Source organism: Desertihabitans aurantiacus, from assembly GCF_003344635.1.
GTDB lineage: Bacteria > Actinomycetota > Actinomycetes > Propionibacteriales > Propionibacteriaceae > Desertihabitans > Desertihabitans aurantiacus.
In genome coordinates, this window is sequence record NZ_QPKK01000028.1 from 1 (window position 1) to 20,683 (window position 20,683).

Below are 20,683 nucleotides of genomic sequence, written 5' to 3' on the forward strand. Positions count from 1 at the left end.
CGGCCCCCACCGGCCCGGGTGTCACCCCTGATCCACCCACCCTCTGACCCGCCCACCACCCAGGAGTCCGTCGTGCCCACCAGCCTCCGCACCACGACCGCGGCCCTCGTCGCCGGACTGGTCGCCCTCACCACCGCCGTCGCCGCCCCGCCGCCGGCCGCGGCCGCCACCACCACCTACTCCGCCTCCCAGGGCTTCAGCGGCACCCAGGGCGCCTCGCAGTGGACCTACGAGTCCTTCGCCGCCGGCAGCCAGAGCAGGCTCACCAGCTACGACGCGAGCTTCCCGCGCTGGCGCACCGGCAGCTACCCGTGGGTCTCGCCGGACGCCCTGCACCCGGAGACCTCGAGCGCGGCGGCCCGGGTCTGGACGGCCCCGGCTTCGGGCACCGTCGCGATCACCGGCGCGGTCCGCAAGGGCGACGCCGTCGGCGACGGCGTGGTCGCCAGCATCCGCGCCGGGTCCACCACGCTGTGGAGCAGCCGGGTCACGGGGACATCGGGTGTGAGCCCCGGCGGTGTCGGCTCGGTCGCGGTGACCGCGGGGCAGCGGATCGCCTTCGTGGTGGAGGCCGGCGGGTCGATGTCCAACGACCACACCTTCTGGAACCCGACGATCACGCTGACCACCGGTGCCGGCAGCACCCCGCCGGCCGGGTCGCTGTCGGTGACCGCCTACGGCGCGGTGGCCGACGACGCCGGGGACGACCTGGCCGCCTTCCGCGCCACCCTCGCCGCCGCCCGTCAGCAGGGCCGCAGCGTCTGGGTGCCCAGCGGCACGTTCCGGCTCAGCGACGTGCTCGAGGTGCAGGGCGTGGTGGTCCGGGGTGCTGGCCAGCAGGCCACGACCCTGCTCTCCACCGACCCCGACCGGGGCTCGGTCGACCTCCGCGGCGCCGGCGCCGGGCTGCACGACCTGCGACGCGAGTACGCCACCACCTCGGTGCGCGACGGCAAGAACGAGAAGAACAGCATCACGGTGCACGACTCGCCGTCCTTCGCGATCACCGGGGTGCACGTGGTGCGAGCCAGCACGGCCGGCATCTACGTCGACGGCTCGTCCGGCACCATCAGCGGCAACCGGGTCGAGCAGACCCAGGCCGACGGCATCCACGTCACCGAGCAGAGCTCGGCCGTGACCATCACCGACAACGACGTGGTCGCCACCGGCGACGACTGCATCGCCGTCGTCGGCTACCGCTACCAGGGCGGCCCGTCGCGCGACATCACGATCCGCGGCAACGACGTCGGCCAGGGCTCGCAGGCGCGCGGCATCTCGGTGGTGGGCGGTGAGGACGTCACCATCGTCGACAACCACGTCGAACGCTCCCGGATGGCGGGCATCTACATCTCGGTGGAGGCCGAGTACGACACCGTCGACACGCTGCGCATCGACGTCCTCGACAACGTCGTCGACTCGACCCCCACGAACCAGCCCTCGGGTCACGCCAACGTGCTGGTCTACGGCTCGCAGGGCCGGATGGACGAGATCCGGTTCGAGCGCAACCTCTCGGTCAACGCCACCAACCACGCCTTCGGGGTCTGGGGCGGAGGCAGCATCGAGGACGTCTACTTCATCGGCAACGAGGCCCGGGCCGCCGCCGCGGGTGCCACGAAGTTCGAGAGCGGGACGATCCACCGCAGCGGCAACATCGGCTTCTGACGCCCGGCGCGCGACCTCGGGACCGACGACATACATATTCGACACAGCGCATAGTTATGCCTAGAGTGTTCCGGTGCCCAAGGTCCTCCGCTCCCTGCCCATCGGCCAGCGCGTCGGCATCGCCTTCTCCGGCGGGCTCGACACCTCGGTCGCCGTCGCCTGGATGCGTGAGAAGGGGGCCATCCCCTGCACGTACACCGCCGACCTGGGCCAGTACGACGAGCCCGACATCGACTCCGTGCCGCACCGCGCGTTCGAGTACGGCGCCGAGCTGGCCCGGATGGTCGACTGCCGCGAGGCGCTGGTGGAGGAGGGCCTGGTCGCCCTGCAGTGCGGCGCCTTCCACATCCGCTCCGCCGGTCGGGTCTACTTCAACACCACCCCGCTCGGCCGGGCGGTGACCGGGGCGCTGCTGGTCCGGGCGATGAAGGAGGACGGCGTCGACATCTGGGGCGACGGGTCCACCTACAAGGGCAACGACATCGAGCGGTTCTACCGCTACGGGCTGATGGCCAACCCGAGGCTGCGGATCTACAAGCCCTGGCTGGACGCCGACTTCGTGGCCGAGCTCGGCGGGCGCAGCGAGATGAGTGAGTGGCTGCTGGCGCGCGACCTGCCCTACCGGGCGTCGGCGGAGAAGGCCTACAGCACCGACGCCAACATCTGGGGCGCCACCCACGAGGCGAAGAGCCTGGAGCACCTCGACACCGGGGTGGAGATCGTCCAGCCGATCATGGGCGTCGCCTCCTGGGACCCCTCGGTGGAGATCGAGCCCGAGGACGTCACCGTGGCCTTCGAGCAGGGACGTCCGGTCTCGATCAACGGTGAGACGTTCGCCTCACCGGTCGACCTGGTGCACGCGGCCAACACCATCGGCGGCCGCCACGGTCTCGGGGTCAGCGACCAGATCGAGAACCGGATCATCGAGGCCAAGAGCCGCGGCATCTACGAGGCCCCCGGGATGGCGCTGCTGCACCTGGTCTACGAGCGGCTGGTCAACGCCATCCACAACGAGGACACCGTCGCGGCGTACCACACCGAGGGACGCCGGCTCGGACGGCTGATGTACGAGGGCCGCTGGCTCGACCCGCAGTCGCTGATGCTGCGCGAGTCGCTGGTGCGCTGGGTCGGCTCGGCCGTCACCGGCTCGGTCACCGTCCGGCTGCGGCGCGGGGAGGACTACTCGATCGTCGACACCTCCGGCCCCGCGCTGAGCTACCACCCCGACAAGCTGTCGATGGAGCGCGTCGAGGACGCACCGTTCGGCCCGGAGGAGCGGATCGGTCAGCTGACCATGCGCAACCTCGACATCGCCGACTCCCGTGCCCGGCTGGAGCAGTACGCCGCGCAGGGCCTGGTTGGCGGGGCGACGGGCGAGCTGGTCGGGGCGCTGGAAGCGGGGGAGTACCTGGCGATCGCGCGCGGCGCGGGTCCGGACGACGAGGCCGAGCTGCTGGACCGCGCCGCGATGGAGTCCGGCACCGACTGAGCACGGCGGGCGCGCCGCCGTCGTGCGTGGCCTCAGCCGCCGGAGTCGGGCGAGGACGGCGAGACGATCTCGATGCCTGCCGGCAGCAGACCGAGCCGCGAGGCCCTCTCCAGCGCCTGCTTGCGGTTCGTCGCGCCCAGCTTGCGGTAGATGCTCTTGCGCTGGTTCTTCACGGTGCTCGGTGAGACGTACAGCGCCTCGCTGATCCGGGCGATGTCCAGGCCACCGGCCAGGTACCGCAGCACGACGGTCTCGCGCGGGGTCAACCGGACGTCGGGGGCGTCCGGGGGCTCCACCCGGGCCCGCTCCTGCAGGACGGTCACCATCGGGACCAGCTCGGGCACCTGCTCGGCCAGGGTCATCAGCGCGTAGCGGTCCATCACCGCGAACGCGTAGAGGTGGGCCTCGCTGCGGGCACCGGTGAGGTTGACCGCCTGCCGCAGGGCGGCGACGGCCGCCGACGTCCGGCCGAGCCGGTACTGGGCCCCGGCGTGGGCGACGAGCATCAGCAGCTGCTGGCGGCGCGTGGTGCGGGGCGGCCAGAGGCGCGGGTCCGAGAGGTCGGCCGCCTGCTGCACCCGGCCGCCGGCGAGCAGCAGGTGCGCGACGCTGGCCTGGTGCGCGCGGCCGCGGTCGGTGGCGTCCAGCAGGGTCAGGGCCTCGTCGTACCGGCCGATCGTCATGAGCAGGGCGATCTCGGCGGTCTCCAGCAGCGCGGTGGCCAGGTTGGGTTCACGGAAGTACTGCGGGTGGTGCCGGCGGTGGTCGTCGATCTCCTCCAGCACGGCGCGCTGGTTGCCGCGCAGCACGGCGGCGAGTGCGCGGTGGTGCAGCACGAACGCCCAGTGCTCGTCCAGGTCGATCCGCTCGGCCTCGATCTGGTCGTCGTAGCGGTGGTAGGCGGCCCAGTCCAAGCGGTCCAGGGCGAGCAGGGCACGTGCGCACAGCTGCGGGAGCCGCTCGGCGGCCCGCAGCGGCCAGTGCGCCGCCGCGGCGTCCCACTCGGCGGCGCGCCCCAGCCAGGCCTCGGCCCGGGCCGTCTCGCCCCGCAGTGCACCGATGAGGGCGAGCCGTCCGGCTGCGTCGGCGGCGTGGTTGGCGAAGGCGGACGGCTGCCGGTAGGCCGCCTCGAACCAGCGCTCGGCGCCACGTGCGTCCGCGCTGAGCAGCTCCAGGCTGCCCAGATGCAGGTACAGGGAGGCGACGTGGCTGTTGGCCTCGGTCCCGGGCAGCGCGCCGGCGGGCTCCACCAGCTGCCGGGCGAGCTCGCCGGCGTCGCCGAGACGCCCCTGCCGCCGCAGCCCGTGCAGCACGGCGATCCCCGTGCTGACCTGCAGCTGCGGGTCGTCCTCGGCAGCGGGGATGGTCTCCAGCGCGGCGTCGATCACCTCGTCGGGGGAGTGGGTCGGGCCCGCCCAGGTGCTGGGCTGCAGCACGCCGCGGACCAGACGGTGGGTGGGGCGGACGTACTCCTTGGGCAGCCGCGCCAGGGCACGACCGAGCAGCGGGTAGTCGGTGCGCAGGACGAAGCCCCAGTGCCGCTCCACCTTGGCGGCGACGGCGCGGTGGTCGGCTTCGACCACGGCGTCCTGCAGCTCGGGGACGATCCGGTCGGGGTTCACCTGGTCCTTCCTTGCGGCCTCTGGCGAGAGGGCGGACCGCGGAGGTCCACCCGAGCGCCGAGGCCCCCGCTCCCGACCGCTCGTGCCGGACGCTAGCAGCGTCGTCTGGTGCGTCGATGAGAGAGGGCTAAGAAATCGGGCTCGGGGGGCTAGGTGGGGGGCTAGAAGGGGGGCTAAGTCGGCGGTTAGCACTGTCGGACCGCCTGAGGCCGACGATACGAATACTGCGGGTGGCTTCCGGCTGGAGTCCACCGTCGGGTCGTTGCCCGAGCCGGACGTCCCCCTCGTCCCGGCTCGGTCAGGACAACCTTTCGGAGACTGGGTGAGATGAGAGACAAACTGAACGCGGCTCCCCCGCGGCCGCTGTGGCGGAGGGCGAAGACGGCCCGCCGGGCGCGCAAGTCGATCGTGGGCGGCGTGTCGTTGGCGCTGCTGGCCTCGTCGCTGTCGGTGGTCGGGATGGTGGCCTCGCCGTCCACCACCGCCCAGGCGGCCCCGGGCAACCCGGGAGTGCCCTCGGCGCCCGTGGTGCTGTACTCGGAGGGCTTCGAGACCGGCACCGGGACCACCCCGGTGAACCTCGAGGACTACGTCGGTGAGACCGGTCAGACCTACACTGCGGACGCGGGGTGGTTGACCAGCTGCAACGGGCAGATCGTCAACTACGACACCCCCGTGACGGACCGCGGCAACTGCGGGGCTGAGATCTCATCAGCGAATCTGCGCCAGCTCGTCTGGGCCCTCGGTGAGCACGCCGACGCCGACGACCCGGCAGCCAACCACGGGGTCGCGGCCTACACCGAGAACAACCCAGGCGTCGGGGCCACCGAGTTCGAGACGGTCGACCCGATCTCGCTGGCCACGGCCACCGGCCGGTACCTGACCTTCAGCGTCGACACCTCGGCGGTCAACTGCCAGGTCTCCGCACCGCTCTACCAGTTCAGCCTGCTCGACGATGCAGGCGACGCGACACCCGTGGGTGGCGTGATCAACGCCTGCTCCTCCGGGCAGACCGTGCCGGCTCCCGCCGTCGGCGACCTGCCGGATCGCGGGGTCAGCGTGGGCACCTACACCTCGAACGGGTCGGTGCTGTTCAGCGGCTCCTCCCTCGGCGTGCGGATGACCAACCAGAACGGCTCCGGCATCGGCAACGACGCCGCCTTCGACAACATCCAGATCCTGGACGCGACGCCCCAGCTGGACAAGGCGTTCTCCCCGGAGACGGCGTTCGTCGACGCCACCAGCACGCTGACCTTCACGATCACCAACACCAGCGAGCTGGCCGCGAAGGACGGGTGGTCCTTCTCCGACACCCTGCCCGAGGGCCTCGTGGTCGCGGACGAGCCCAACGTCGGCGGCACCTGCACCGCGGACACGACGGTGGGCGACGACGGCGCGAGCATCGCGGTGGCCAACGGGCAGCTGCCCGCCGGCACCGCGTCCTGCACGATCACCGTGGACGTCACCTCCGGCACCGCCGGCAGCTACACCAACGACGCGGACAACATCGATGACATCGTCGGTCTGAACCCGCCCGGCTCGACCACGGTGACCTTCGAGGACCAGCCGGTGTTCTCCTGCGCGCCCGGCGCTCCCGGGATGTTGTTCCAGTACCCGACCGGTGTGCCGCCGACCTCGATCATCGGTGTCGACCTGGTGACCGGTGAGTACGACACCCTGGACACGATCGAGGACTACACGGTCAACGCGGTCGGCTACAACGTGCTGGACAACTACGTCTACGGCATCAACGACTTCGGTGACATCACCCGCGTCGGCGCCGACGGCGTCGCGGTGCCTCTCTCGAACCCCGATGAGATCCCCGACAACGCCTTCCCCATCGGTGAGGTGGACAACGAGGGCTACTACTGGGCCGGCAACGGCAGCGTGTGGTGGCAGGTCGACCTGCGACCGGGCTCGGACACCTACGGCGAGGTCGTGGACGAGGGCACCTTCACCCTGCCGGCGGGGATCGTCTCCGGTGCGGACTGGGCCTACATCCCTGGCACCGGGGCGCTGTGGATCGTGCACCGTTCGAGCGATGGCACCAACGCGCACCTGGGTCGGTTCGACCTGGCCACGCAGACGATGACGGTCGAGGCCGACCTCGGCCCGCTCGGGGGGAACCTGTTCGGGGCCGTCTACGCCGACCCGGACTTCCTCTACGCCTCCGACAACAGCACCGGCAGCATCTTCCGTATCGACGTGGAGGCTGGCAGGGCGACGTTCTTCGCGGCTGGTCCGGCCAGCGGCACCAACGACGGCACCCGGTGCGCCAACTCGCCGCTGCCGATCGACTTCGGTGACGCCCCGGACAGCTACGGCACCACGCTGGCCTCCGACGGTCCTCGTCACTCGATCCCCGGTTTCGTCGACGACGCTGCTCCGCTCGGCCTCGGTGAGTCCGTGACCAGCGAGACCGACGGCACCCCCGGTGCCGGCGCCGACGGCGATGTGGACGACGCCCTGCCGAGCCCGATCACGCTCAACGCCAACGCCGACACCACCGTCTCGGTGACCGTCACCAACGACACCACCCAGGCGGCGACGCTGGCCGGCTGGATCGACCTGGACGGCAACGGCACCTTCGACGCCGACGAGCTGGTCAGCGTCTCGGTTCCGGCCAGCTCGGGGACGGCGCAGTACACGCTGACCTTCCCCACCGGTGCGACGGTGGAGGGCAACACCTACGCCCGCTTCCGCCTCTTCCCGGGTGCGGTCGACGCCCCGCTGCCGACCGGCTCGGCCGCGGCTGGTGAGGTCGAGGACTACCTGGTCCTGCAGCGTCCGATCGAGGTCACCAAGACCTCGACCGCCACCGCCGACTCCCGGCCTGGTGACGTCATCACCTACACGGTGACCGCCACCAACACCGGCACGGCCGACTACACCGCCGACGACCCGGCCGTGGTCTTCGACAGCCTGGCCGGCGTGGTCGACGACGCCACCTTCGACGAGGACAGCCTGACCGCCGTCGTCGACGGTGCGGCTGCCGGCGAGCCGGGTTACGCCGAGCCGCTGATCTCCTGGGTCGGGGCCCTGGGCGCCGGTGACACGGTGAGCCTGAGCTACTCGGTCACGCTGACCGGTGCCGGTGACGGCGCGGTGCGCAACGTGTCGTGGGTGCCGGCGGACCCGACCGACGAGACGCCGGAGCCCCCGGTGTGCGAGGAGGGCGGCAACGACCCGGAGACTGGTGAGCCCTGCGCCACCACCGAGCTGCTGCTGCCGTCGCTGTCGATCGAGAAGGTCGCCGACCTCGACGGGACCCTGCAGCAGGGCGACGAGGTCACCTTCACCGTCACCGCCACCAACGACGGCCCGGGCGCCTTCACCGAGGCCGCTCCGGCTTCGGTGGTCGACGACCTGACCGACGTGCTGGACGACGCCCAGCTCGACCTGGAGTCGGTGCAGGCCTCGGTTGGCGGCGAGCCGGTCGTGGTGGAGCCGCGGATCTTCTGGACCGGGGCGCTGGCCGCGGACGAGTCGGTCGAGATCACCTACACGGTGACCTACACCGGCGCTGACGACGGTGACGCCACCCTGGCCAACGTGGCCTTCGGCCCGGCCGACCCGCCGGACCCGGAGAACCCGCCGGTCACCCCCTCGTGCAACCCGCGTGATGAGGACGGGCTCGATCCCGAGACCGGTCTGCCGTGTGCGTTCGTGACGGTGCCGGGTGGTCGCCTGGTCGTGACCAAGGACGTCTCCCCGGCTGATGGCAGCACCGTTGCCGCCGGTGCGGAGCTGACCTACACCATCACCTTCGACAGCACCGGCTCGGCCCCGGCCGAGGTGGACGGCTGGCGGGACTCGCTGGCTGGTGTGCTGGACGACGCCGAGGTCACCTCGGGCCCGACGGCCTCCGATGAGGCGCTGAGCGTGTCGGAGATCGCCGACGGGGTGTTCTCCGTCGACGGTGTGGTGCCCAACGGTGAGGCGTACACGGTGTCCTACACCGTGACCGTGCTGCCCGACGGTGAGCGTGGGGACAACACGCTCGCCAACTTCGTGGTGCCTCCGGGTGAGGAGGTCCCGCCGCCGGACACGGTGTGCGAGACCGGCAACCCGCTGTGCACGGGCAACCTCATCTCCGAGATCGTGGACGCCAAGTCCGTGGCTCCGGAGTCGGGCACCACGGTGGTCTCGGGTGAGGAGGTCACCTACACGCTGACCTTCGAGAACATCGGGACCGGTGCCGGCAGCGTGGACCGGGTCGACGACCTGACCCACGTGCTGGACGACGCCGACGTGACCGTGGCCCCGACGGTCTCGGACGAGGCGCTGAGCGTCTCCGAGATCGCCGACAACCGGATCTCGATCACCGGTGAGCTGGCCGCCGGCCAGGTGGTCACCGTCAGCTACACGGTGACCGTGCGCGAGGCCGACGCGATGGGTGATGCCACGCTGGCCAACTTCCTGCTGGATCCCGAGGAGGAGACTCCGGAGGAGCCGGTGTGCGAGGAGGGTGACGCCGACTGCACCAGCAACCCGGCGCCGAAGGTGCTGGACACCAAGTCCTCCAGCCCCGAGGACGGCACCACCGTGGTCTCCGGTGTCGAGGTCACCTACACCCTCACCTTCACCAACGAGGGCACCGCGGCCGGCAGCGTGGACCGGGTCGACGATCTGACCCACGTGCTGGACGACGCCGACGTGACCGTGGCCCCGACGGCCTCGGACGAGGCGCTGAGCGTCTCCGAGGTCGTGGACGGACGGTTCAGCGTCACCGGCGAACTGGCGGTCGGGCAGACGGTGACCGTGTCCTACACGGTGACCGTCCGGGAGGTCGACGCGATGGGTGATGCCACGCTGGCCAACTTCGTGCTGGACCCGGAGGAGGAGACTCCCGAGGAGCCGGTGTGCGCGGAGGACGACGCGGACTGCACCAGCCACACCGCCCCGAAGGTGGTCGACACCAAGTCGGTCAGCCCGGAGGACGGCGCCGCGGTGCTGCCCGGCCAGGAGCTCACCTACACGCTGACCTTCAGCAACGAGGGCAGCGCGGCCGGTGCCGTGGACCGGGTCGACGACCTGACCCACGTGCTGGACGACGCCGAGGTCACCGTCGCCCCGGAGGCCTCTGATGAGGCTCTCGAGGTGTCGGGGATCGAGGACGACCGGTTCAGCATCACCGGTGAGCTGGCCGCCGGCCAGACCGTGACCGTCACCTACACGGTGGTGGTCAGGGACGCCCTGGAGCTGGGTGACGGCCGCGTGGCCAACTTCCTGCTCGACCCCTCCGATGAGCCCCCGGCCGAGCCGGTGTGCGATGAGGGCGACGATGACTGCTCCACGAACCCGATCCCCAACCCGGTGCAGACCAAGTCGGTCGACCCGGAGTCGGGCAGTGACGTGGTCCCCGGTCAGGAGCTGACCTACACCCTCAGCTTCGTCAACCTCGGCCAGGCGCCGGTCGACGTGGACCAGGTCGACGACCTGACCCACGTGCTGGATGACGCCGAGCTGGTCGAGGGCCCGACGGCCTCCGATGAGGCCCTCACCGTGGGGGAGGTCGTCGACGGTCGCTTCTCGATCACTGGTGAGCTGGCCGACCGGCAGTCGGTCACCGTGACCTACACGGTCATGGTGGACGACAACGCCGACCTGGGTGACGCCACCCTGGCCAACTTCCTGCTGGACCCGGAGGAGGAGACCCCTGCGGAGCCGGTGTGTGAGGAGGGCGCGGTGGACTGCACCATCAACGAGGCACCGAAGGTCGTCGACAGCAAGTCGGTCGATCCGGAGGCCGGCTCCTCGGTCCGCTCCGGTGCCGAGCTCACCTACACCCTGACCTTCAGCAACGAGGGTTCGGCCGACGGTGGGATCGTGGACCGGGTCGACGACCTGAGCCACGTGCTCGACGATGCCGAGGTCACCGGCGCCCCGGAGGCCTCTGATGAGGCCCTCGAGGTGTCGGAGATCGCGGATGGCCGGTTCTCGGTCACCGGTGAGCTGGCCGCGGGTCAGACGGTCACCGTCAGCTACACGGTGCAGGTGGCCGAGGAGCTGGGTGATGCGGTGCTGGCGAACTTCCTGCTCGATCCGGAGCAGGAGACGCCGGCCGAGCCGGTCTGCACCGACGGTGAGGACTGCACGCTGAACCCGGTGAGCGACGTCGTGGCGGCCAAGTCGGCCGATCCGGAGTCGGGCACCGCGGTGGAGGACGGGCAGCAGATCACCTACACGCTGTCGTTCGAGAACACGGGCGAGGGCAGCGGTGTGGTCGACCATGTCGACCACCTGGCCGGTGTGCTGGACGACGCCGACCTGGTCGAGGCCCCGGTGGCCTCCGACGGGCTGGTCGTGGTGCAGGAGGGTGAGCAGCTGCTCATCACCGGTGAGCTGGCCGGGAGCGCGAGCGCGACGGTGTCCTACACCGTGGAGGTCCGTGGGTGGGAGGACCAGGGCGATCACGCCGTCGAGAACTTCCTCACCGTGGCCGGGCAGGTGCCGGGTGGGGAGTGCGACCTGGACAGCACGTTGTGTGTGCTGAACAGCGTGCTCGAGCCGCCGGCCGACCCGGCCGACCCGCCGGCCCCGGCCGATCCGGCTGACCCGGCGAACCCGCCGCTGGCCGACACCGGTGCGGGTTCGGTGCTGCCGCTGCTGGCCGGGCTGGGCCTGGCCCTCACCGGGGCGGGTGTGCTGATCCGGCGTCGCCGCACGCAGGGCTGACCCGGCAGGTACCGCTGGACGGACGTCCCCTCGACCCTCGGGTCGGGGGGCGTCCGCGTCTGCGGGCCCTACCGTCCTGTCGGTGCCGCCTGCCAGGCTGATTCCATGGTCGTGAACTGGCAGGAGCAGGTCCTGGAGCAGCTCGAGTGGCACTGGCACGGGCACGCCCGTCCGCGCCTCGACGGGCTCACCGACGAGGAGTACCGGTGGGAGCCCGTGGCGGGCAGCTGGAACGTGCGCCCACGCACCGGGCAGACCCCGGCCGAGGCACCCGGGACGGGGGAGTGGACCATCGACTTCACCTTCCCCGAGCCACAGCCCGCCCCCGTCACGACGATCGCCTGGCGGCTGGCCCACGTCGTCGTCGGGGTGCTCGGGATGCGCGCCCAGAGCCACTTCGGCGCCAGCTTCGCCTGGGGCCCGGCCAACTACTCCGCCTGGCGCTACGCCGGGACGGCGGCGGAGGCGCTGGCCCAGCTCGACGCCACCCACGACGCCTGGGTCGCCGGCGTCCGCGCCCTGGCCGAGGACGAGCTCGCGCGTCCGGTCGGCGACAAGGAGCCCGGCCACGAGGAGGGGCTGATGGCCGAGCTGGTGCTGCACATCCACCGCGAGGTGATCCACCACCTCGCCGAGGTCGCCCTGCTCCGCGACCTCTACGCCCACCGCTGACCAGGAGGAGTCCCGTGCCGCAGACCCACCACACCATCGACTACATCGAGATCCCCGCCCGCGACCTGGCGGCCGCCACCGCCTTCTACGCCGCCGCGTTCGGCTGGAGGTTCAACGACTACGGGCCCGCCTACGCCGGCATCCGCAGCGCCGACGGCGAGGGTGAGGTCGGCGGGCTGGCCGCCACCGACGAGCCGACCGGCTCCGGCGGCCCGCTGGTGCTGCTGTACTCCGACGACCTCGAGGCGACGGCCGAGGCGGTGGTCGCCGCCGGCGGTGCCGTCGTCCGCGGGCCCTACGACTTCCCCGGCGGGCGCCGGCTGCACTTCACCGACCCGACCGGGAACGAGCTCGGGGTGTGGTCGGAGGGCTGACCCGGCGACCGCCCACCGGTCCGCCGCCGAACAGCGGCCGCAGCGGACGCTCGGGGTAGCCGCCTGCCGCCAGCCCGGCGTCGCGCTCGAAGACGTTGGCCGACGCGCGGTCGCCGGTGCGCAGCCACGACCAGGCCATCGCCAGCGTGTACAGCGGCAGGTACGCCGGCCCGAGGCAGAGCAGCCACTGCCAGCTGTGGCGCTCCTCGTGCGCGAGCAGCCGGGTGTCGCCGGGGCTCCAGCGGCCGCGGCCCACCAGCACGTTGCCCACGGTGAACGCCCGGGCGAAGGGGAAGGCGGGTCGGTAGCCCTCGGCCAGCCAGAGCCGGCGCGGCCCGCGCCGCACCCGGCAGCCGCCGACCCGGCTGATCAGCAGCCCCAGCGGCGTGGACAGGTTCATCCAGTTGCCGAGTGCGCGCACGGCGTACCTCCCGGACGGACGACGACGGGGCGCCTCGGCTGCGGTGGTCACCACCGCATCGAAGCGCCCCGTCGTGGGCGACGTCCAGAGGTCAGCGGCTGAAGCGCAGCGTGACCAGCTGGAACGGACGCAGGCTCAGCTCGGCCCGGCCGTCGACCAGCTCACCGCAGGGCACCGCCCCGTAGCCGTCGGCACGCTCCAGCAGGTCGACCACCTGCACGCCCGAGGCGCCGTCGGTCAGCTCGACGGTGCCGGTGGCCCGGCGTCCCTCCGACTCGTACAGCCGGACCACGACGTCGCCGCTGCGGTCCTCGGCCAGCTTCACCGACTCGACCACCACCTGCGGGTTGGACACCGTGACCAGCGGCGCCACCGGGGCGCCCCCGGTGATCCGCCGCGGCCGCAGGTTGGTCCGGTAGCCCTCCTCGACCGCGTCCGGCACCAGCGCCCCGGGACGGATGGTGACGGCCAGCTCGTGGCGGCCCTGGTCGGCCTCGGGGTCGGGGTAGAGCGGCGCCCGCACCAGCGACAGCCGCACCGTGGTGGTGGTGCCGCCGTCGGCGCGGGTGCTGCGGCGGATGTCGTGGCCGTAGGTGGAGTCGTTGCTGACCACCACGCCGTAGTCGGGCTCGCCGACGTGCACCCAGCGGTGCGCCACGGTCTCGAAGCGGGCCGCCTCCCACGAGGTGTTGGTGTGGGTGGGCCGCAGCACGTGGCCGAACTGGATCTCCGAGGCCGCCCGGTCGGCGTGCACGTCGGTCGGCACGGCCAGCTTGAGCAGCTTCTGCCGCTCGTGCCAGTCCAGCTCGTGCTCGATCCGCAGGCTCACCGCGCCCCGCTCCAGCACGTAGCGCTGGACGATGGTCGAGGCCGCGGTCGAGCGGGTCACCGTCACCTCGGCCCGGTCCTCCGACCCACCGACCTCGAGGGAGTCGACGTCGGTGAGGTCGGTGACCTGGCGGCGGTAGTACTCGTCGATGTCCCAGGCGTCCCAGGCCACCGGCTCGTCGCGGTGCAGCTGCAGCAGCCCGGCCGCCCCACCTGGGGCGATGCTCTCCCGGCCGCTGGCCGCGTCCACCAGCGAGGTGACCAGACCGCGGCCGTCGACCCGGACGCGGAGCAGCCCGTTGTCGAGCACCACGTCGGCACCGTCGCGCTCGACTCGGACCGCATCGCCTGCCACCTGCGGGGCGCCGAGCCCGAGGGCCGGGACGCCGTCGCGGACGTGCGGGGCGGCGTTGGCCAGCAGCACCTGCTCACCCTTCCCGGCCAGCGCCGTCAGCGCCGCGTCGATGATCGCCTGCGCGCCCCGGGTGATCCGGGCGTGGTTGTGCTCGGCGTCGGTGTGCACCCAGGCGATCGAGCTGCCGGGCAGGATGTCGTGGAACTGGTGCAGCAGCAGCAGCTGCCACAGCTCGGTCAGCTCCTCGTAGGGGTAGTCGGCCACCCCGCGGACGGCCGCGGTGGCCGCCCACAGCTCGGCCTCGCGGAGCAGGTGCTCGTTGCGCCGGTTGCCCTGCTTGGTGCGCAGCTGGCTGGTGTAGGTGCCGCGGTGCAGCTCCAGGTACATCTCACCCGACCAGACCGGGGCCTGGGCGCCGTACTCCTCCTCGGCCGCGCTGAAGAACTCACGCGGGGAGGCGATCTGCACCTGCGCCGAGCCCTCCAGGGAGGCGGTGCGGTGCGCCGCGGCCACCATCTCGCGGGTGGGGCCGCCACCGCCGTCGCCGTGCCCGAAGGGCATCAGCGACCGGGTGCCCCGGCCCTTCTCGCGGTACTGGCGGGCCGCCCGGTGCAGCTCCTCACCCGAGATCCGGGCGTTGTAGGTGTCGGCCGGCGGGAAGTGGGTGAACACCCGCGACCCGTCGATGCCCTCCCACCAGAAGGTGTGGTGGGGGAAGGTGTTGGTCTGGTTCCACGAGATCTTCTGGGTGAGGAACCACTTCGAGGACGAGGCCGCGACGATCTGCGGCAGCGCGGCGGAGTAGCCGAAGGAGTCGGGCAGCCAGACCTCCTCGGTCTCCACCCCGAAGCGGTCCAGGAAGAACTGCTTGCCGGCCACGAACTGGCGGGCCATCGCCTCACCGCCGGGCATGTTGGTGTCGGACTCGACCCACATGCCGCCGACCGGGACGAACTGCCCGCGCTGCACCAGCGTGCGGATCCGCTCGAACAGCTCGGGGTAGTCCCGCTCGATCCAGGCCAGCTGCTGCGCGGAGGAGCAGGCGAAGACGAAGTCGGGGTCGGCGTCGGCCAGGTCGGCGACGTTGCTGAAGGTGCGGGCGCACTTGCGCACCGTCTCGCGCAGCGGCCACAGCCAGGCGGAGTCGATGTGGGCGTGGCCGACCGCGGTCACCTGGTGGGCGCTGGGCACCGCGGGGGAGGCTAGCGCCGGCGCCAGCGCGGCCCGGCCGGCGGCGGCCGTCCCGGCGACGTCGGAGGGGTCGACGGCGTCGACCATCTCCTGCAGCGCGTGCAGGATGGCGTGGCGGCGGGCGTCCTCGACCGAGAGCGTGTGCATCAGCCCGTTGAGGGTCCAGATGTCGCGCTCCAGCTCCCACACCCCGACGTCGAGCAGCACGACGTCGAAGGCGCGCAGCGTGTACAGCGGACCCGGGCCGGCGGTCGCCTTGTCACCCATCGGCGTGGGCTTGAAGCCACGGATGCCGAAGTCAGGGTTGGAGGCGGCCTCCAGGTAGAAGTCGACCCGGCCGTCCTCGGGCACCGGCAACCAGTAGTTGTCGGGCGCGACGCCCTTGATGATGGTGCCGTCGGGGCGCCAGGCCAGGCCCTCGGCGTTGAAGCCGGGGTTGCCGACGAAGCCGAGGTCGACCCACACCTCCGCGCGGGTGCCCTCAGGCAGGGCGCCGCCGTCCGACCACTCCTGCGGCACGGCGCCGGTGGCGTGCATCCACACCGTGCCCCAGGGCTTGCCCCACCGGCTGCCGACCGAGAGCGGGCTGAAGGTCTGGCCGACGGCCTCGGCGAAGGGCACGGGCTCGTCCTCGACCTCCCACGACTCCAGCGACAGCGGGGTACGTGCCCGCACCAGTGCGGGGGTCAGGTGGTCGTCGACGAAGCGCTTGACGCGCCCCTCGAGCAGTGTCCGGTGGTCGTGCACGTGAAGCTCCTGAGAGGTCCGGGACAGGGAACCCTTCGAGGCTAACCCAACTGAATGGAGTAAAGAAACCCCTTCACTCCATCAGCAACCCGGACGTCCGCGGAGCCAGGAAGTGCTCCAGCACCAGCGCGGCCGCGCCCTGGGCGGCGCCGTCGGCGGCGAGCCGGCTGCCGCGCACCTGCACCTCCTGGTGCGCCACCATCAGCCGCGGCAGCGTCGCGGCCAGCACCGGCAGCTGGTGCCGCTCCAGCGGCGGCCAGGCCGGTCCGCCGACCACCACGGTGTCCAGGTCGAGGAAGTTGAGCAGGGTGGCCGCGCCGACGGTGAGGTCGGCGGCGGCGGTGCGCAGCAGCCGGACGGCCCGCCGGTCGCCGGTGTCGGCCAGCCGGCACAGCTCGGCGAAGGCCGCTGGGACGTCGGCGCCGCTGCGCTCGTCCAGCAGGCCGGCCTTCCGGGCCCGGCGCACCAGCGGCTCGGGCATCACGGTGGAGTGCAGCTTGCCGTGCTGGCGCGGGTCGCCGCTGGTCGGACGGCGGGTGGTGAGGATCTCGCCCACCTCGCCAGCGTTGTTGGTCCGGCCCCGGTGCACGGCCCCGTTGACCACCGCACCGGCCGCGATCCCCGAGCCCAGGTAGAGGTAGAGGAAGTCCCCGCGGGTGCCCTCGGGGCTCCAGTGCTCGCCCGTGACGGCGGCGGTGACGTCCTTGTCGAGCAGCACCGGCCAGCCCGTGGCGCGGTGCAGGTCGGCACGCAGCGCCACGTCCTGCCAGCCCGGCAGCTGTGGCGGGCGGTGCAACCGTCCACCCTCGGCGTCGATCGGTCCCGGCGCCGCGACGCCGAGCCCGAGCACCGAGCCCGGCTCCACCTCGGCCACCGCCTCGGCCGCCATCGTGGCGATCTGGCGCACCACCGCCTCGGGGTCGGGGACGTCGGGGGTCGGGTGGGCCAGCCGCGCCCGGACTCGTCCGGAGAGGTCGAGGGAGAGCACGGTGAGCTGGGCCGGGTCGATGTGCACCCCGACCGCGTGCCAGCGCTCGGGGCGGATCTGCAGCAGGGTCCGCGGTTTGCCGCGACCGGCGGTGATCCGCCCGCCCTCGCCGACCACGGCGTCGTCGAGCAGCCGCCGGGTGATGTTGCTGATGGTCTGCCCGGTCAGCCCGGTGAGCTGGCCCAGCTCGACCCGGCTGATCCCCTCGGGATGGCGGCGGATGGCGTCCAGCACCGCGCGCTGGTTGAAGTCGCCCAGCCGTGGCAGGTTCGTCCCCCTGGTGGCCACCTCGCTCCTCCCGCCGTCTCCTCCCGACCCCTTGACGACGTCGTGGCAGCACCTTAGTGTCCCTTCTCGTCGCCGGCTTTAGTCAAACAGAGTGATGAAAGCGGTCGACAGACTCCCCCGACACGGACGTCAGGAAGTGAGAGGACGTGACCGTCACCACCCCCCGACCGGCCCCGCCGGTCACGGCGGCAGCCTCACCGGTGCCACCACCGCGACGCGGCCGCCGGCCGTTCACCGCGCGGGAGAAGCGCAACCTGCGGCTCGGGCTGCTCTTCATCAGCCCGTGGGCCCTCGGCTTCCTGGTCCTGGTGGCCTACCCGCTGGTCTACTCGCTGGTGATCTCGCTGTTCAACCACACCGGCTTCCGGACGCCGACCTTCATCGGGCTGGGCAACTACTCCCGTCTGGTGCAGGACCCGCTGGTCGCCGTCTCGGCGTCCAACACCCTGTTCTACGCCGCCCTGGCGGTGCCGATCGGGCTGGTGGTGGCGATCGTGCTGGCGCTGGCGATGAACCGCAAGGTGCCCGAGGTGGGGCTGTACCGCACGGCGCTGTACCTGCCCTCGCTGGTGCCGATCTTCGCGCTCAGCTTCATCTTCGTGGTCTTCGTCAACCCGAACTCCGGGCTGCTCAACCAGTTCCTCGGCCTGTTCGGGATGCCGGAGACCAACCTGCTGGGCGATGCCACCTCGGCCAAGGTCATCATCGTCACGATGGCCCAGCTCGGCGCCGGCAACGCCGCGCTGATCTTCCTGGCCGGGCTCAACAACATCCCCGAGAGCCTGTACGAGTCCGCCCGTGTCGACGGGGCGGGGACGCTGCGCCGGTTCTTCTCGATCACGCTCCCGCTGCTCTCGCCGACGATCCTGTTCAACCTCATCACCGGGGTGTCGGGGGCGCTGCAGGTGTTCACCCAGGCCTACATCGTCACCGAGGGTGGGCCGAACAACGGGACGCTCTTCTACATGTACCACCTGTACAAGTCGGCGTTCTCCTACGCCCAGCTGGGCTACGCCTCGGCGCTGGCGGTGGTGCTCTTCCTGGCCGGGATGGTGCTGGCGGTGCTGATCTACGTGCTCTCGCGCCGCTTCGTGAACTACGACGTGACGGGATGACGAGATGACCACCACCACCGCCTCCGCCCCGGTCACGCCGGACCGCCGCTCGCTGCGCCGGCAGAACCGGCTGCGCCGCACCACGTCGGGGATCATCGCCCGGGCGATCCTCATCGCCGTCTCGCTGCTGTTCCTGGTGCCGCTGTACTGGATGGTCATCACGGCGCTGAAGAGCGACGAGGAGCTGGCGCTCTTCCCGCCCACCCTGCTGCCGGAGAGCTGGAACTTCTCGGTCTTCGCCGAGACCGTCAACGCGTTCCCGTTCTGGACCCAGCTCGGCAACTCCGTGCTCGTCACCGTGGCCAGCACCGTGCTGGCCGTGCTGTCGAGCTACGTGGTGGCCTACGGCTTCGCCTGCATCGACTGGCCCGGCCGGGACAAGGTGTTCTACCTGGTGCTGGCCACCATCTTCATCCCGTTCCCGCTGGCGATCATCCCGATGTTCGACCTGTTCGCCGGGCTGGGCTGGGTCAACACCGTGCTGCCGCTGATCGCCCCGAACGCGCTCGGCAGCGCCTTCTACATCTTCCTGCTCCGCCAGTTCCTGCTGCAGGCCTCCACCGAGGCGATGGACGCCGCCCGGGTGGACGGGGCGGGGGAGTGGCGGATCTGCTGGCAGGTGGTCTTCCCGACCGCCCGCGGGGCGCTGATCGCGGTGTCGATCTTCGCCGCCGTCGCGGCCTGGAACGACTTCCTCGGCCCGCTCATCTACCTGCAGGACCCGTCGGTGCAGACGCTGGCGATCGGGCTGCAGACGTTCTCCACCGACACCGACACCGAGTTCAACCAGCTGATGGCGGCCTCCACCCTGACGGTGCTGCCGATGGTCGTGCTCTTCATCTTCTTCCAGCGCTACTTCGTCCGCGGTCTCAACGTGGGAGGGTTCCGATGAGCCGAGTCGTGCGGGCCGTCGGGCTCGCCCTCACCTGCCTGCTGCTGGTGGTCGCCGCCGGGTGCGCCCCGGCCCGCCAGCCCGACGAGATCGTGGTGTGGACCAAGGAGGCCGGCACCGACCAGCTCGAGCAGCAGCGCAAGATGCTCGACCGGTTCGAGGCCGAGCACCCGGGCACGACCGTCCGGCTGGTGCCGTTCTTCGGCCGCGGCGACGCCGACGCCACCGCGCTGATCACCGCCGTCCGCGGCGGCACCGGCCCCGACGTGTTCGTCGCCGACCGCTTCACCATCAACCAGTTCGCCTCGCTCGGCCTGCTGCAGAGCCTGCAACCGCGGGTGGACGCCGAACCCGCCGGCTTCACCGACGACTACCTGCCCTTCGCACTGGCCGAGGCCACCTACCAGCAGGAGCTCTACGGCCTGCCCTGGCACACCGACACCCGCGGGCTGTTCTACAACCGGCAGGTGCTGCGCGACGCCGGCGTCGACCTCAGCCTGCTCGACCCGGCCAACGGGCCGATGACCATCGAGGAGTTGCGCGCGGTCGCCGACCAGGTGACCACGACTGACGAGGCCGGCAGCTACGAGACGATGGGCTTCGTGCCCTGGTCGGACCAGGCCTGGCCGTTCACCTGGGGCCAGGTCCTCGGCGCCACCTACTACGACCAGCAGACCTGCACCATCGCCGTCGACGACCCCGGGTTCCGCGGCATCTACGAGCTCTACGACGAGTGGGCCCGCGACCTCGACTACGCCCGCACCGACGCCTTCCTGGCCAGCTACGCCCCCGAGAGCGCGCCGGAGGGGACGTCCCCGCTCTACAACGGGCGGCTGGCGATGCAGATCAACTACTCCGGGTTCGCCTTCAACATCGAGAAGTACGCGCCCGACCTCGACTGGGGCGTCACCTACCCGCCGGTCGCGGAGGAGGGCGACGACCCGATCACCTGGTCCGGCGGCCCGGCCTTCACCATCCCGACCGGGGCCGCCAACGCCGACGGCGGCTGGGAGCTGGCCAAGTTCATGACCAGCGCGGAGGGCCAGCGCGAGTGGTCGGGTTCGCAGGACAACCTGCCCACCCAGACCGCGGTGCTGGACGACCCCGAGGTCACCGAGGGCCTGGAGTTCTTCGCCGGGATGCTCAGGGACGGCTACTCCAGCTCCCGCCCGCCGCTGCCGGTCGGCTCGGAGCTGTGGGAGACCATGAACACCGGTCGCGAGGCCGTGCTCGTGGGCGACTCCACCCCCGATGAGGTGATGGCCGAGATCCGCCGCCGCATCCAGCCCCAGCTCGACCCCTACTGCCCGTTGACGCTGACGCCACCGGAGTAGGGCACCTCCACCCACCCCACCCCCACC

The 20,683-nt window shown here is 71.6% G+C and carries 12 protein-coding genes; 8 read left to right on the forward strand and 4 right to left on the reverse strand.

The window, feature by feature from the left end:
- Window positions 1-72: 72 nt before the first annotated feature.
- Both DVA66_RS04250 and argG read left to right on the forward strand, forming a co-directional pair.
- Window positions 73-1,662 (forward strand): right-handed parallel beta-helix repeat-containing protein, encoded by a 1,590-nt coding sequence (locus tag DVA66_RS04250; RefSeq protein WP_114558935.1) that lies wholly within the window; start codon window positions 73-75, stop codon window positions 1,660-1,662.
- 73 nt (window positions 1,663-1,735) lie between these two features.
- Window positions 1,736-3,151, forward strand: a complete 1,416-nt coding sequence (gene argG, locus DVA66_RS04255; protein ID WP_114558936.1) for an argininosuccinate synthase — start codon at window positions 1,736-1,738, stop codon at window positions 3,149-3,151.
- Between the two features lie 32 nt (window positions 3,152-3,183).
- Here the strand turns inward: argG and DVA66_RS04260 are convergent, their stop codons facing one another.
- Complete coding sequence (locus DVA66_RS04260) at window positions 3,184-4,773, reverse strand: LuxR C-terminal-related transcriptional regulator (protein WP_114558937.1); 1,590 nt, start codon at window positions 4,771-4,773, stop codon at window positions 3,184-3,186.
- Window positions 4,774-5,100: 327 nt separating this feature from the next.
- Here DVA66_RS04260 and DVA66_RS04265 point away from each other — a divergent pair, with 327 nt between their 5' ends.
- The 3 genes from DVA66_RS04265 to DVA66_RS04275 all read left to right on the forward strand — a co-directional run bounded on the left by DVA66_RS04265 (window position 5,101) and on the right by DVA66_RS04275 (window position 12,497).
- On the forward strand, window positions 5,101-11,451 hold the full coding sequence (locus tag DVA66_RS04265) for a DUF7927 domain-containing protein (RefSeq protein ID WP_114558938.1): 6,351 nt from the start codon (window positions 5,101-5,103) through the stop codon (window positions 11,449-11,451).
- 105 nt (window positions 11,452-11,556) lie between these two features.
- Window positions 11,557-12,123 (forward strand): DinB family protein, encoded by a 567-nt coding sequence (locus tag DVA66_RS04270; RefSeq protein ID WP_114558939.1) that lies wholly within the window; start codon window positions 11,557-11,559, stop codon window positions 12,121-12,123.
- Between the two features lie 14 nt (window positions 12,124-12,137).
- Complete coding sequence (locus tag DVA66_RS04275; RefSeq protein ID WP_114558940.1) at window positions 12,138-12,497, forward strand: VOC family protein; 360 nt, start codon at window positions 12,138-12,140, stop codon at window positions 12,495-12,497.
- Here DVA66_RS04275 and DVA66_RS04280 read toward each other — a convergent pair.
- The 3 genes from DVA66_RS04280 to DVA66_RS04290 all read right to left on the reverse strand — a co-directional run bounded on the left by DVA66_RS04280 (window position 12,451) and on the right by DVA66_RS04290 (window position 17,315).
- Window positions 12,451-12,969, reverse strand: coding sequence for a hypothetical protein (locus tag DVA66_RS04280; RefSeq protein ID WP_198671472.1), 519 nt, complete (start codon window positions 12,967-12,969; stop codon window positions 12,451-12,453). The genes DVA66_RS04275 and DVA66_RS04280 overlap by 47 nt on opposite strands.
- A 40-nt stretch (window positions 12,970-13,009) precedes the next feature.
- Window positions 13,010-16,039, reverse strand: coding sequence for an alpha-mannosidase (locus tag DVA66_RS04285; RefSeq protein ID WP_114558941.1), 3,030 nt, complete (start codon window positions 16,037-16,039; stop codon window positions 13,010-13,012).
- A gap of 73 nt (window positions 16,040-16,112) precedes the next feature.
- Window positions 16,113-17,315, reverse strand: a complete 1,203-nt coding sequence (locus DVA66_RS04290; protein ID WP_114558942.1) for an ROK family transcriptional regulator — start codon at window positions 17,313-17,315, stop codon at window positions 16,113-16,115.
- Window positions 17,316-17,515: 200 nt separating this feature from the next.
- Here DVA66_RS04290 and DVA66_RS04295 point away from each other — a divergent pair, with 200 nt between their 5' ends.
- From DVA66_RS04295 to DVA66_RS04305, 3 genes are read left to right on the forward strand one after another with little or no spacing between them, the layout of a single operon-like run.
- On the forward strand, window positions 17,516-18,430 hold the full coding sequence (locus tag DVA66_RS04295; RefSeq protein ID WP_157973832.1) for a carbohydrate ABC transporter permease: 915 nt from the start codon (window positions 17,516-17,518) through the stop codon (window positions 18,428-18,430).
- 4 nt (window positions 18,431-18,434) lie between these two features.
- Window positions 18,435-19,322 carry a carbohydrate ABC transporter permease gene (locus tag DVA66_RS04300; RefSeq protein ID WP_114558944.1) on the forward strand — a complete coding sequence of 296 codons (888 nt, stop codon included), beginning with the start codon at window positions 18,435-18,437 and terminating at the stop codon, window positions 19,320-19,322.
- On the forward strand, window positions 19,319-20,656 hold the full coding sequence (locus DVA66_RS04305; protein ID WP_114558945.1) for an ABC transporter substrate-binding protein: 1,338 nt from the start codon (window positions 19,319-19,321) through the stop codon (window positions 20,654-20,656). Before DVA66_RS04300 ends, DVA66_RS04305 begins: the two co-directional genes overlap by 4 nt.
- The last annotated feature ends 27 nt before the right edge of the window (window positions 20,657-20,683 follow it).

What these genes read in the sequence shown, in the direction of transcription:
- DVA66_RS04270 (WP_114558939.1), top strand. Translation starts at nt 11,557, where the DNA reads ATGGTCGTGAACTGGCAGGAGCAGGTCCTGGAGCAGCTCGAGTGGCAC.
- DVA66_RS04265 (WP_114558938.1), top strand. Translation starts at nt 5,101, where the DNA reads ATGAGAGACAAACTGAACGCGGCTCCCCCGCGGCCGCTGTGGCGGAGG.
- DVA66_RS04300 (WP_114558944.1), top strand. Translation starts at nt 18,435, where the DNA reads ATGACCACCACCACCGCCTCCGCCCCGGTCACGCCGGACCGCCGCTCG.
- DVA66_RS04305 (WP_114558945.1), top strand. Translation starts at nt 19,319, where the DNA reads ATGAGCCGAGTCGTGCGGGCCGTCGGGCTCGCCCTCACCTGCCTGCTG.